The sequence below is a fragment of the Microcystis sp. CS-574 genome (genome assembly GCF_028329095.1).
In the GTDB taxonomy this organism is placed as follows: Bacteria; Cyanobacteriota; Cyanobacteriia; order Cyanobacteriales; family Microcystaceae; genus Microcystis; species Microcystis ichthyoblabe_A.
In genome coordinates, this window is sequence record NZ_JAQMSY010000216.1 from 1 (window position 1) to 13,217 (window position 13,217).

Consider the following 13,217-nt stretch of genomic DNA (forward strand, 5'->3'; position numbering starts at 1 on the left):
CCCCACACCCCACACCCTGCCACCACCGAAAAACTTTTTCAGCAAGCCCTAAGTTAGACGGACGCAAAAAAACCTCGGCGCTCATCCCGAGGTGAATTTAGGAGATTTGAGCTTATTTTGATGTGAAGTTGACGTAAATTAGCTAAGGGCGTTGATCACATAATCAATGTAGGAATTAGCTTCTACAGCAGCATCCCCACTTAATCCGTGATTGGTTTTGATGTATTTTAAGGCTTCGATATACCAGCTAGGAGATAGCTCAAAAGCACTATTAATTTCACTCAAACCGGCGACCAGATATTCATCGATCGGGCCTGTACCCCCCACCACGAGGGCATAGGTGATAATCCGGATATAGTAGCCGATATCGCGAACGCACTTGGATTTCCCCCGCTCATCGTAGGCATAGTTGGGCCCCTGGAGTTGGGTGGTGTAGGGAAATTTTTGATAGACAGCGTTGGCTGCTTCTTGGGCTAAACTGGGGGCCTTTTGGGCGAGGATTTTTACCGCTTCTAGGGTGATGGCGGCCTGACGGAAACGACCGAACGCTACTTGTAATTCAGCACTGCTGAGAAAACGGCCTTGGGAATCGGCAGTAGCTACCGCTTCGGTTAAAGGTGTCTTGGTCATCGATGGAATTGCTCCTACAAAAGTTTAATCGGATTGAGATAAGAAAGTCACAGCATCAGGAAACTGCCGCCGCCGCTCGATCGAAGTAAGAAGCGACTTCTGCTAGTAAAGAACTGCAATCCCCACGAGTGATCCCGTTGGGATCGGCCGCTAGGGCAAGGGAAGCGTCTTTGAGCTTGAGAATTCCGGCCGCAACAGAAGCTCCCGGAACTCCCAGGGCGACGTAGGTTTCCCGGAGACCGTTCAAGGCGCGATCATCGAGGATGCTGGCATCGCCGGTGAAGGTGGCATAGGTAACGTAGCGCAGGATAATTTCCAAATCCCGCAAGCAGGCGGCCGCACGACGGTTTGTATAGGCGTTGCCACCGGGGGCAACTAAAACGGGCTGTTCTGAAAACAAACTACGCGCGGCATCGGTAACGATCGCAGAAGAATTACTGGAAAGACGATTGACCACATCGACCCGTTTATTACCATCTTTGACGAAGGCAATTAGGGCATTGACTTGATTCTCGCTCAGGTATTCCCCCCGGGTATCGGCCTGAGAAACGACTTTGGCAAAGGCATCTAACACCATAGTTTTCATCTCCTATAATGATGATTGGTTTCGGCAAAATATCGAGGTTGATTTCTCTGGCTTTTCTTTATTTTTTCCGATAAAGTATCTAGGAGTTTTTTTCTTGGGACTATACTATCGTCCTTGAAAAAAGTTTTACTCTCCCTTGGCCAGATTTTTTTGTATATCGAGGAACAATTTTTTAAAATTGAATTTAGCCTTGATAGGCGCTTCCAGACATACTTCGTTTTTGCCATGAATTATTTTATAGACCATATTTCTACCTTTATTTATTAAAAATTGTTTCTTAAAAAAACAGCAAAAAAATAATTTTTTAGGATAAATCTCAGAAAACTTTCTTAAATGTGTAACCCTATACCAATAAAAAGTATCGCTCTTTTCATCTCTCTAATAATTCCTTTAAGTTATTTAAAGAAATGTGCTTTCATATACTAATAATAATTAACTAAATTGAGGGAAATTTCCCAAGACAACTTTGTCGATTGTGCTTCGATATACCAAAAAAAACTAGCAAGGCAAAAAAATCGACAGGGATAATCCCCGCCGACGTTGTCAGAGGTGCCAACACCAGCATTTCGCAGTGTACTCCGACCTAAAAAGAATTGTAAAACATTTAAAATACATATATAATCAAAAATAGCCAACAAGTATAAAGCAAGTGGGATTATGCCGATCGCAAGAGACATCACCCAATTGGTAGGAAGGACTCCCCTAGTCCAACTGAATCGAATCCCAGTAGCAGAGGGAGTAAAAGCCCGCATCGTCGTCAAACTGGAAAGTATGAACCCCGCCGCCTCGGTTAAAGATCGCATCGGGGTCAGTATGGTGGAGGACGCGGAAGCCGCCGGACTAATTCACCCCGATAAAACAATTCTGGTGGAACCCACTTCCGGCAATACCGGCATCGCCTTGGCCATGGTGGCGGCGGCCAAAGGCTATCGCTTAGTCCTGACTATGCCCGAAACCATGAGTTTAGAACGACGGGCAATGTTAAAAGCTTACGGGGCGCAATTAGAATTAACCCCGGGTAGCCAGGGCATGAAAGGAGCGATCGCCCGGGCCGAGGAAATAGTCGAAAACACCCCCAACGCCTATAGTTTGCAACAGTTCCGCAACCCGGCTAACCCGAAAATTCACCGAGAAACCACCGCCGAAGAAATCTGGGCCGATACCGACGGCCTGGTAGATATCGTTATCGGTGGCGTGGGAACCGGGGGAACCATTACCGGTATTGCCGAAACCATTAAACCCCGTCGTCCCCAATTTCAAGCGATCGCAGTTGAACCCTCTAATAGTCCCGTCTTATCGGGAGGACCACCGGGGCCGCACAAAATCCAAGGCATCGGGGCCGGTTTTATCCCGGCAATTTTCCGACCAGAATTAATCGATGAGGTGATTATCGTCGATGATACAGAGGCTTTCGCCTATGCGCGACGGTTAGCTCGTCAGGAGGGACTACTATCGGGCATCTCGGCCGGGGCGGCTTTATGGGCGGCGATTCAAGTGGGCAAAAGACCCGAAAACGAAGATAAATTAATCGTCATGATTCAGCCTAGTTTCGGGGAACGTTACCTCAGCACGGCCCTGTTTAAAGACCTCGAAGATATCGACTAATAGGACAATAAATCGATGGAATTTGCAACGAGGGCAATTCATGGGGGGCAAGAACCAGACTCTAGCCATGGTGGGGTAACGGTTCCCATTTATTCCACTTCCACCTGTAACACCGGCTTTACTAGGATTATTGATTGGGATCGAGAATAGGAACGATTTAAAGCGGCATCTGGAAAAGGACTTGATTGGTTAGGCGAAGTTTTTATCTCATTTGATGGGTTAAACAATGTTTTTTGACTCGGAAGATTGGCAAACGATTATTTTTCGGCTGAGTATGGCTATGGCCGTCGGCTGTCTGATTGGTTATAACCGACAGCGAGGCGGTCGTCCGGCTGGATTGAGAACTTTTATCATCGTTAGTCTCGGGGCTGCCATGTTCGTGATGATTCCCCTACAAGCGGAAGGAGATGTGGGTTATGCCTCTTCTAATGCTCTCAGTCGCACTATTCAAGGGGTCGCTTCTGGTGTCGGTTTTTTAGGGGCGGGCATCATCCTACAACAATCCCATCGGGAACTAAATAAGGTACAAGTGAAAGGTTTGACTTCGGCGGCGACTATCTGGTTAGCGGCAGGATTAGGCGCGGCTTCTGGTTGCGGTTTATGGCAGATGGTTCTGGTGGGAACTTTTTTCACTCTCTCCACCCTCAGTGGCATTAAACGACTGAAGAAAAAACAACCCTTAGCCAAATATATTAAAGGTCGGAAGAAAATATCTCGGATCAATCAAGAAATAGACTCATCGGATAATTCAGCGTCTCATTAATAAAAAAAGCGATAAAAATTAATTTTTTATTAAAAGAGCAAAAGCTTTTCTGTAATGGCTTTTGGCTCAAAAAGTTTATATTTTATCTGAAATTTATCGTTTAAAAAATATAATAAATTTTTTATAAAATTTTCTGTATATAAATAACATACAAGTATTTTGTATGATAACATTTAGATAGAGTAACTAATTTTTCTAAACAGGAGAAAATCCAACTATGATCAACCGAAATAAGAGCTTTAAAAGCCTCAAAAATCAAGTTTTCCAGCTGCTGATTTTCCTCTTAACTGTCACTTTGCTCCTAGGCGGGAGAGGAAATGCGATCGCCTTGCCGCTACTCCCCGAACCGTTGGCCGTCATCGACCGTGCAACAGCAACGGGTGGCACTGTGGTGGAACCAGTCAAGAAAAAAAATGAGGTTTCTAGCCCAAAAATTCTCGAAGATGCCCAAATTGCCTATGAAAAAGCCATCCAAGCGACAAAATCGGCTATCGATGACCTAAAGGCTCAACTAGCCGCTCCTTCTCTCGACAAGAAGATTATCGAAGCTCAACAGGACAACCTAGAGGACTTAGCGGATAATATTGACGATCTAGGGGAAAAAGTGAGTAAATTGACGAAAAAATTGACCAAATCCGGCGCTAAACTCAGTGAAACCCTGCAAAACAACCTTATTACCCTAGAAAATAGCCTCGTTAATACCTCCGAGACGATCGATATCTTAGCCGACGACACCGAACGACTCAAAGACAGTGCTTCCCCTTTCCTGAAAACTCGCGTAGAAAAGACCATCGACGCGGTTAAACAGACTCTACAGGAAAGCGATCGAGCTTGGCAAGAACTGATCTCCTCGGCCACCACGGAACTGGAGAAGACTAGCACCCCGAAATAAATAGGGCTTGCAAGGGCATAAAATCAGTCTTTTTTGGGGTAATTATCGTTTTTACCCCAAAATTATCAAATCCGATCCCTAATAGCTGTCTCCCGTCTCCTGTCTCGGAGTCTCGACTACAAAATTAATTTTGCACGACTACTTACCAATCATGACGCTTACCTATCAACCATCAACCCCCCATCGCTGGCACTTTGATAATCGGGCGATTTTGCCCCTTAGAAACCCTAATTTCTGGAAAATCGAGAGTGGAGTCGTGAAAACCTCCACCTGGTTAGAAGATGGAACCCTGATCGTCTTGGGATTGTGGGGACCTGGCAATTTTGTTGGCAAAACCCTAGAGAGAGTCAATCCCTATCAAGTTGAGTGCATCACTCCTGTACAAGCAGTTTCCTTTTCCACAGTTGAGAGTTATCAAATGGCAGAAATTCTGCTGTCTCATCTTCAGCAAGCACAAGAACTAAGTATTATTCGTAGCTACAAACGTACTGATGTTATGGTCTTGAAATTACTGTCATGGTTAGGCAATCAATTTGGTAAACAAACCGGTACCGGACAATTAATTGATGTGCGTCTAACTCATCAGGATATCGCTGACTTATTAGGAACCACTAGAGTCACAATTACCCGCGCACTTAATCATCTTGAACAACAAGGGGCCGTGGAACGTCTTCCTGTCCATCGTCTTCTTTTACGAGAGGAGGACATCTGGCACTACGAGATTTAGAATGGGAAGGATTATCCCTTTTTTCAATCTATGAATTGGTTAGTAGCCCTTTTAATTACTAGCATGACGAGTTTTGTAGCCACAAATCTTGATGATCTGATGGTGCTAATGTTGTTTTTCTCGCGACTTAATGCTAATTTTCGACCTCGACACCTGATTATTGGTCAATACCTCGGTTTTACCCTGATTCTCCTAGCTAGTTCCCTCGGTTTACTATTTGGGTTACTGGTTTCTAAAGAATGGATTGGTCTATTAGGATTTATCCCTCTAATTATCGGCATTAAACAACTTTTGTCAAGGGAAAATGAGGATTATATTCAAGAAGTAAGAGAAGATGTTAATTATTCTAAAAATCGCTCCTTTTTTCCTCGTTTTCCCTCCCAAACCTATTACGTTGCTGCCGTGACCGTGGCTAATGGCGGTGATAATATTGGTATCTATACCTCTCTTTTTGCCAATAATTCCCCGATGCACGTCTTAATTATCATGATAATTTTTTATCTCATGATGGGGATTTGGTGCGCCCTAGCCTATTTTTTGATTACCCATCCCAGGATAGCTAAAGTGGTTACAAACTACGGACATAAAATTAGTCCTTTTATCTATATTTTTCTAGGGATTTATATATTAGTTGACAGCCGATCCTATCGTTTATTTTTAACCTATTAACCAAGAATGCCTAAAAATTATCTTTCAGCTAAGTAGGTAGGTGTTAAAAGTTGTCAGACACCCCCCTTATCAAGGGGGGCAGGGGGGATCAGAGACAAAATCTATCTTCAATTTAATTATAACTACTTACTTAGACCAAGTAATACTAACTCTTTAACCCTTACCATACCCCTAATTCCCTCCCCGATAGTTATCTATGAGCTACATTGACCGGAATCAATTTTCTGCAACTTTCGACATCGCCATTATCGGGGGAGGATTTAGTGGTTCCCTCGTGACAGCGAACCTGTTACGCGACACAGGGACTCCATTATCGATCGCCCTGATCGAGCGCCGAAAACCCCTCGGTACGGGGATCGCCTACGGAACGCGAGACAGCGGCCACCTGCTCAATATTCCTGCGGGCAAAATGAGCGCCTTCGAGGACGATCCCGAACATTTCCTCCACTGGTTAGCGGATAACGGCTATCGATCGATCGAGCCGGCCAGCTTCGTACCGCGTCTAGTGTACGGCAAATACATCCGATCGATCCTAGAAGAAGCGCGGAACAACGCCATTGCCGATCACCGTCTGGAGACATTTACCGATGCGGCGATCGATCTGGTACTCGACGGGGAAAAGGCAACGATTACCCTCAAAGGGGGCAAGAAAATCAGCGCCGCTAAAGTAGTTCTGGCGCTGGGCAATTTTCCCGCAACGGTTCCCCAACCCCTCGCGTCTCTCAATTCCCTCTATCTCCGCGACGCTTGGGAGACGGACACACTCCCCGAGCTAAAACCCGATGGGACGATTCTGCTCGTCGGTACGGGGTTAACGATGGTGGATATGGTGGTTTCCCTGGCACAAAGGGGATTCACGGGCAAAATCCACGCAGTTTCCCGTCATGGCCTGATCCCTCGATCGCACCGACCCACCGATCCCTATCCCCCGTTCCTCACCCTCGAAACCGCGCCCCAGACCACCCGGGGACTCCTAGGGCGAATTCGCGCCGAGGTAAAAACCGCCGAGAGTCAAGGTCACGACTGGCGGGCCGTTTTAAACGCCTTACGTCCGATATCTCAAGGTCTATGGCATTGTCTGCCGATAGGGGAACGCGCCAGATTTCTACGCCACCTGAAAGCCTATTGGGAGGTTCTTCGCCATCGCCTCGCCGACGAGATCGCCAGTATCCTCGATGAGGCTGTAGAATCGGGACAATTAACCTATCATGGGGGAAGAATTGAAACTGCCGAGGATAAAAACGGCTGTGTAGAGGTTACTATCCGTCAACGGGGAACGGGAAACCTGTTAAACCTAACCGTCGATCGAATTATTAACTGTACCGGCGCGAGTAACGATTACAGGACCATAACCGATCCCCTCGTCGTTCATCTTCGCCAACGGGGGTTAATCCGTCCCCATCCTTTGAATTGTGGTATCGAAACTGCGGACAACGGGGCGATTCTCAGGCCAGACGGTACGGCATCGAACACGCTGTACACCTTGGGAAATCCCCGCAAAGGCGATCTCTGGGAAACCACCGCCATTCCCGAACTGCGTTTACAGGCGGCCGAACTGGCCCGGGATTTGTTGCGATCTCTGAAAGAGAGAATTTCTCTCCCCACGGCCTACTCGATCGCATTCCGGCCGGCAGCGCCGATTTTTCGCCAGCTTTTTGATAGGGAATCGAGTACCTACACCTATCTGATCGCTGATTCGGGTACGGGGGAGGCAATTTTAATCGATCCGGTTCTCGAACAGGTTGATCGCGATCGGCAGATTCTTTGGCAGTTGGGGTTAACTCTAGGCTACACGATGGAAACCCATGTCCACGCCGACCATATCACCGGAGCGCACCGCTTACGGGAGTTAACCAACTGTTCGATCCTCGTTCCCGAAAACGCCGAAGTGAGCGATATCGATGGTTATGTACGCGATGGCGACCTCTGGACCGTGGCAGGTCAGCGGCTAAAAGCGATCGCTACTCCGGGCCACACCGATAGTCATATAGCCTATCTCATCGATGAAAAACGCCTATTAACGGGGGATGCACTCTTAATTCGCGGTTGCGGTCGTACCGATTTTCAGAACGGTTCGCCGGAAGTGCTATACAAGACGGTAACGGAGAAGTTATTCACCCTCCCCGACGATACGCTAGTTTACCCCTGTCACGATTATCTGGGAAGAACGGTCTCCTCGATCGGTGAGGAAAAGCGCTGGAATCCCCGTTTCGCCGGCCGCAATCGCGAGGATTTTATTCAGTTAATGAATAATCTCAATCTACCCTACCCCAAGAAGATGACCGCGGCCTTAAGTGCCAACGCACGGGGTGGTAAGGTGGTTTTCGTCATGGATTATCAGATATAAACGGGCAAGCGATTGATCGCCCCGTCGGTCCTGCGCTACACTGGATAACGAAACACTGGAGGAGTACAAGCCCATTCCTACTGCCGCGCAACAGCTAACCTGTTTTATTTTAAGTTATTGGGCAACGAAGATGTATTTGCCCGTTAATATTGTTCGGATTGACGAAAGAACGGGAAATATCTTTTTTCTCGCTGGGGAAGAGCAAGAAATTATTATTTTTAAAAATGGCGATTGGAGGTATGTATGATAAAACGCGAGTTTGAATCGATGAGTCGCGAAGAATTGCGAGCCTATATTCTCGAACATAGAGAGGACGAGAGGGCCTTTCAAATTTATCTTGATCGGGTGACGGCCGAACCGGGAGAAATTTATCCCGCACCGCATTCGATCGAGGATTTAAGTCATTTTCCCGATCTCGTGACCAAAAATCGTCGCAATAAACAACAGAAAATATAAAGCCGATGCGCTATTATTTACAGATTTTATGATTACTCTCGAAAAGCGCGATCCCGTAATTTTCTAGAAACTCGATCGCTAGAGATTTCCAAGTCGCATCATCTCTAGGATAAAATTCGGGTGTACAGACATACGCCTCTAGATTCAAGTCTAGATAGTTTTTGTCCAGCCTTGCGTCGAAATAACTGATCGTGTTGCTTAATTGATTGATCGCTTGACAACGATTTTTAGTAACTTTTTTGAGGCTGTTTGCATTGAATTTGAATTCGACAAAGCAGAAATCACTTTTATCGAAAAATACACAATCACAATGGGAAGTTCCAAATCCTAAAAGACCTTTTCTGCCATCAATAGGGATAAAGCCAATTATTGTATTATCGCTAACCTTGAATGTTTTAGTGTCGTCGAAATCGTTAATTAAAATGTCCTCATCGTTCAAGTTAATAGTACAAGTCGAATTCACGGGAATATCGATAATGATAAAAGACTGACCATTGTAGTCGATAATTAGAAACTCCTCTCTCTCCTCGATTTGTATAAATTGATCGAGTTTGTCTATTTTTTGGGATAGATAGCTTTTGATTTCGTCAAACTCTGTCATTTTCTTTTGAAGGTTCTAGCGTGAATATTATATAGAGCGTTAAATTCACCTCCCATCATTTCGGATACGGTATCTAGATAATTCTGAGCGATCAATCCCGTGTTACTATCAAAAATAGATTCACAATAATTAGCCTCCTCATCTAAAGATTGATTTCCTAGAGAGTACGCGGAAAATTCAGCCGCATTCAACCAGTAATCTTCTGGTATTATTTCCGACACTTCAGACTGTGCCGATGGATTTTTTTCAACAACTCTTTTGGCGAATAGTAAATTATTAAAAACTGATAAAATATAAGGACTGTGGGTAGTGATAATTAATTGATTATCTTCATTCCGATTAACCATTATCGCTAATAATTCAATTAAATGTTTTTGGGCAACTGGAAATAAATGCGCTTCTGGTTCCTCTATAATTCTCAAAATTATCGAACCATAAATAATATTTAAAAAGATGTCCTGTAAAATTCTAATACATTCCTGCTGACCAGATGAAGCATTACGAAGATCAATAGAATATCGCTCGTTTTTGTTAAATATAATCTTTTCTTCAGAATTGCCAATTAAGTATTCACCTTTTAATATTAAATCTATTTTATTTTTTATCACTCTTAAATACTCAATTCCTTTTTTATTTGCCTGATAGTTAATTAATCCATCAAAGCCAGAAAATTTTCTAAAAACTTGTTTAATAAGTTCCACTTTCTCTATAAATTGTAGCATTAAAAATTCATCTATCATTTGCAGTTTGTTAGCAAAATATTTTTTACTATTTTCTTTTAAATCAATTTTAATACTTGCAAATAAATATTTCTCAAATAAGTCAGAATAAGTTACCGTTGCATTTCTTCCAGCAATTATAAATAGTAAATCTTCTTGCTCGTTTTCAAATAAATTATTCAATAACTTTGATAGATATTGATAGGATAAACTATACTGGGTCAAATTATCTATTTTGATATATGGTTTTTCGGAGTTATCAATATTTTTTTTGGACAAATTAATATAATCTGCAAAACCGTTTTTGAACTGTTCATCTAAAAAATTTTCGCTAAATATTAAGCATAAATTTTTATTTAAATCAAGATTCAATTGTATATATTTATTTTTTTGAAAACTATAATAAAATCTAACCTCAAAATTCAAAAAATTGAGCGTAGAACCAAAAAAATCATAAAATTTTCTTTTTATAAATTCTCTAAAATAAGTATCAATATCTGTATATTTAGGTATTTTTTCTTGGGCGAATAAAAAACTTTCAGATTTTAGATTTTCTTTTAATGATTTAAAAAAATAAATCAATTTAGCGATCGTACTCTTGCCGCTTGCCTGTTCACCGATTAAAACTAGAACCTTTTTGATCTCGATTTCAGCGTACTCGATCGCTCCGAAATTTTTAATGACAATTTTTTGCATAGATGCGTGCGCTCTCTATCCGGCTATAGACCATAGTACCGCAAGCGCTCTCTACCCCACCATCCCCAACCCGCGACCATTTCCCATTTCCCACCCATTCCCAAAAGTCACGAGAAGATCATTCAACGCATCCATATCGCCATCCATTAAAAATGCGTCGTGACCGTGCGGCGATCGCAACCAGAATAATTCAGAATTGGGGATATATTTCGCCAACTCCTCTTGTTCTACGGGAGGATAAAGAAGATCAGAATCGATCGCCACGATTGCCGTCGGTTGTTGAATCGACTGTAAAACCGATTCGTAACTTTTTCCCGTCCGGGTGACATCATGACGATCCATCGCCCTACTTAAGGTGATATAAGCATTAGCGTCAAAACGTTCGACTAACTTTTTTCCCTGATATTCTAAATAGCGGGCGATCGTGAACTCTCCCCCCTCCCCGTACTCCCGGCCGAAACGTTCCTCAAAACTGGCGTGCGATCGGTAGGTAGTCATCGCCATCATCCGGGCTGCCGATAAACCCCGGGCCGGAGGGCGATCGAGCGCATAATTTCCCCCTTGCCAATGGGGATCGGCATAGATCGCTCCCCTTTGAGCTTCTCCCAGCGCGATACACCAGGCCGAATGTCGTCCCGAAGCGGCAATCACAGCGATCGATCGCGTCCTCTCTGGGTACAGTAGCGCCCATTCCAAAACCTGCATCCCTCCCAAGGAACCCCCGATCACCAACCGCAAAGACTCGATCCCCAATGCGTCCACCAACAGCCGTTGTAGGTGAACCAGATCCCGAATGGTGATCTCCGGGAAAGTCGGACCGTAGGGTTTACCGGTACGGGGATCGATCGAAGTGGGGCCGGTTGTCCCGTAGCAACTGCCGAGAATATTGCTACAGACAATAAAATCGCGGGTCGGATCGAGAACGCGTCCGGTTCCTAACAAAGGTTCCCACCAAGCTTCTACGTCGGCCGATCCCGTGAAGGCATGACAGACAATAACCCCGTTATCCCGCTTGTTATTCAAAATTCCCCAGGTTCGATAGGCGATCCGCACCCTTTCGAGAACCGCCCCCGATTCGAGAACAAAAGGACGCGGTGGGGAATAGAAACGGGTTTCCGGGGAGATCAAGTCTAGGCGATCCATGGGCAGGGTGGTTGGTTATAAACTCTGGAAAGTTTGCTGGAAATCCTCGATAATATCGTCAATATGTTCCAAACCCACGGAAACGCGGATTAATTCGGGCGTTACTCCCGCCGATCGCTGTTCTTCCTCGTTTAACTGCTGGTGAGTCGTGGAGGCGGGATGGATAACGAGGGTTTTTGCGTCGCCCACATTGGCGAGATGACTGGCCAGTTTCACCCGGTTGATAAAATTCCGCCCGGCCTCGAAACCGCCCCGAATCCCGAAGGCTAAAACCCCGCCGAAGCCGTGTTTTAGGTACTTCTTCGCCCGTTCGTGGTAAGGATGTTCCGGTAATCCGGGATAGTCCACCCATTGCACCTGTGGCTGTTCTTTGAGCCAGTTCGCCAAGGCCAAGGCGTTGGATACATGACGATCGACCCGTAGGGAGAGGGTTTCCAATCCCTGTAGCAGTAAAAATGCGTTAAACGGACTCAAGGCGGGTCCGAAGTCCCGCAATCCCTCCACCCGCGCCCGGATAATAAAGGCGATATTGCCCAAAGGGCCCGACGGTCCGAATACCTCATAGAAATTCAACCCGTGATAACCCGGCGCGGGTTCGGTAAACTGGGGAAATTTGCCGTTTCCCCAGTCGAATTTACCCGAATCGACGATTACTCCGCCGATGGAAGTGCCGTGACCGCCGATCCATTTGGTGGCCGATTGCACCACGATATCGGCCCCCTGTTCGATCGGGCGACAGAGATAGCCGCCGCAGCCGAAGGTATTATCGACGATCAGGGGAATGCCGTTCTTGTGGGCGATATGGGCCAGGGCGGCAAAATCGGGAATATTAAATCGGGGATTGCCGATCGTCTCGACGTATAAGGCTTTAGTGTGATCATCGATCGCCGCTCGAAAAGCCTCGGCCTCATCGCCATCGACGAACTTGACATTTATTCCTAAACGCGGTAAGGAGACTTTGAACTGATTATAGGTTCCGCCGTAGAGGTAGCTAGTGGAAACGATATTATCCCCCGCACCGGCAATATTAGCGATCGCTAGAAATTGCGCCGCCTGACCGCTAGAGGTGGCCAGGGCTGCTGCACCTCCTTCTAAAGCGGCGATCCGCTTCTCGAAGACATCGGTGGTCGGGTTCATGATCCTGGTGTAGATGTTACCGAACTCTTCTAGGGCAAACAGTCGCGCCCCGTGGTCGGCATCGTTGAAAACGTAGGAGGTGGTTTGATAGATGGGAACGGCGCGGGCGTTAGTTCCGGGGGCAGGTTCCTGGCCAGCGTGTACTTGCAGCGTCTCGAAACGGTAACGGTCAGACATAGGCGATCGGGGAGGAAAATAAAGGGGAAATTCCTCGATTTGTGCGATCGAGGAAAAAGGGTGATTAAA

The 13,217-nt window shown here is 45.5% G+C and carries 15 protein-coding genes and 1 pseudogene; 10 read left to right on the top strand and 6 right to left on the bottom strand.

Going from position 1 to position 13,217, the window contains the following annotated elements; translation table 11 throughout:
* Positions 1 to 138 precede the first annotated feature (138 nt).
* Together cpcA and PN470_RS17470 are read right to left on the bottom strand one after the other, a co-directional pair.
* A complete protein-coding gene (cpcA, locus tag PN470_RS17465; RefSeq protein WP_002732914.1) occupies positions 139 to 630 on the bottom strand; it encodes a phycocyanin subunit alpha in 492 nt (163 codons plus the stop codon).
* A 55-nt stretch (positions 631 to 685) separates the two neighbouring features.
* Positions 686 to 1,204 (bottom strand): phycocyanin subunit beta, encoded by a 519-nt coding sequence (locus tag PN470_RS17470; RefSeq protein ID WP_002733930.1) that lies wholly within the window; start codon positions 1,202 to 1,204, stop codon positions 686 to 688.
* A gap of 669 nt (positions 1,205 to 1,873) precedes the next feature.
* On the opposite strand from PN470_RS17470, the gene cysK reads away from it, so the two are divergent.
* From cysK to PN470_RS17515, 10 genes and pseudogenes are all read left to right on the top strand, one after another.
* Positions 1,874 to 2,821: a cysteine synthase A gene (gene cysK / locus PN470_RS17475; RefSeq protein ID WP_110543475.1), complete on the top strand. Its 948-nt coding sequence runs from the start codon at positions 1,874 to 1,876 to the stop codon at positions 2,819 to 2,821.
* A 15-nt stretch (positions 2,822 to 2,836) separates the two neighbouring features.
* Positions 2,837 to 2,971 carry a hypothetical protein gene (locus tag PN470_RS17480; protein WP_271936793.1) on the top strand — a complete coding sequence of 45 codons (135 nt, stop codon included), beginning with the start codon at positions 2,837 to 2,839 and terminating at the stop codon, positions 2,969 to 2,971.
* Between the two features lie 76 nt (positions 2,972 to 3,047).
* Positions 3,048 to 3,584, top strand: a complete 537-nt coding sequence (locus PN470_RS17485; protein ID WP_002793801.1) for an MgtC/SapB family protein — start codon at positions 3,048 to 3,050, stop codon at positions 3,582 to 3,584.
* A gap of 217 nt (positions 3,585 to 3,801) precedes the next feature.
* Positions 3,802 to 4,476, top strand: coding sequence for a hypothetical protein (locus PN470_RS17490; protein WP_271936796.1), 675 nt, complete (start codon positions 3,802 to 3,804; stop codon positions 4,474 to 4,476).
* Positions 4,477 to 4,627: 151 nt separating this feature from the next.
* Positions 4,628 to 5,203, top strand: coding sequence for a Crp/Fnr family transcriptional regulator (locus PN470_RS17495; RefSeq protein ID WP_272104868.1), 576 nt, complete (start codon positions 4,628 to 4,630; stop codon positions 5,201 to 5,203).
* Between the two features lie 30 nt (positions 5,204 to 5,233).
* Positions 5,234 to 5,872: a cadmium resistance transporter gene (locus PN470_RS17500; RefSeq protein ID WP_271936800.1), complete on the top strand. Its 639-nt coding sequence runs from the start codon at positions 5,234 to 5,236 to the stop codon at positions 5,870 to 5,872.
* Positions 5,873 to 6,068: 196 nt separating this feature from the next.
* Positions 6,069 to 6,548 (top strand): annotated as a pseudogene (locus tag PN470_RS17505) (FAD/NAD(P)-binding protein); the annotation flags it as partial.
* 963 nt (positions 6,549 to 7,511) lie between these two features.
* Positions 7,512 to 8,219 (top strand): MBL fold metallo-hydrolase, encoded by a 708-nt coding sequence (locus tag PN470_RS17510; protein ID WP_272104877.1) that lies wholly within the window; start codon positions 7,512 to 7,514, stop codon positions 8,217 to 8,219.
* 73 nt (positions 8,220 to 8,292) lie between these two features.
* Positions 8,293 to 8,466, top strand: a complete 174-nt coding sequence (locus PN470_RS22410; RefSeq protein ID WP_373276090.1) for a DUF6888 family protein — start codon at positions 8,293 to 8,295, stop codon at positions 8,464 to 8,466.
* Positions 8,463 to 8,675: a DUF6887 family protein gene (locus PN470_RS17515; RefSeq protein WP_016516220.1), complete on the top strand. Its 213-nt coding sequence runs from the start codon at positions 8,463 to 8,465 to the stop codon at positions 8,673 to 8,675. Before PN470_RS22410 ends, PN470_RS17515 begins: the two co-directional genes overlap by 4 nt.
* 13 nt (positions 8,676 to 8,688) lie before the next feature.
* Here PN470_RS17515 and PN470_RS17520 read toward each other — a convergent pair whose 3' ends face one another.
* The 4 genes from PN470_RS17520 to PN470_RS17535 are packed head-to-tail and all read right to left on the bottom strand — an operon-like array spanning position 8,689 to position 13,148.
* Positions 8,689 to 9,276, bottom strand: a complete 588-nt coding sequence (locus tag PN470_RS17520; protein WP_103113264.1) for a hypothetical protein — start codon at positions 9,274 to 9,276, stop codon at positions 8,689 to 8,691.
* Positions 9,273 to 10,691 carry an AAA family ATPase gene (locus PN470_RS17525; protein WP_272104869.1) on the bottom strand — a complete coding sequence of 473 codons (1,419 nt, stop codon included), beginning with the start codon at positions 10,689 to 10,691 and terminating at the stop codon, positions 9,273 to 9,275. The genes PN470_RS17520 and PN470_RS17525 overlap by 4 nt, the downstream gene beginning before the upstream one ends.
* Positions 10,692 to 10,742: 51 nt before the next feature.
* Positions 10,743 to 11,834: a homoserine O-acetyltransferase MetX gene (metX, locus tag PN470_RS17530; protein WP_271936805.1), complete on the bottom strand. Its 1,092-nt coding sequence runs from the start codon at positions 11,832 to 11,834 to the stop codon at positions 10,743 to 10,745.
* A gap of 15 nt (positions 11,835 to 11,849) precedes the next feature.
* Positions 11,850 to 13,148 carry an O-acetylhomoserine aminocarboxypropyltransferase/cysteine synthase family protein gene (locus PN470_RS17535; protein ID WP_002779083.1) on the bottom strand — a complete coding sequence of 433 codons (1,299 nt, stop codon included), beginning with the start codon at positions 13,146 to 13,148 and terminating at the stop codon, positions 11,850 to 11,852.
* Positions 13,149 to 13,217 lie beyond the last annotated feature (69 nt).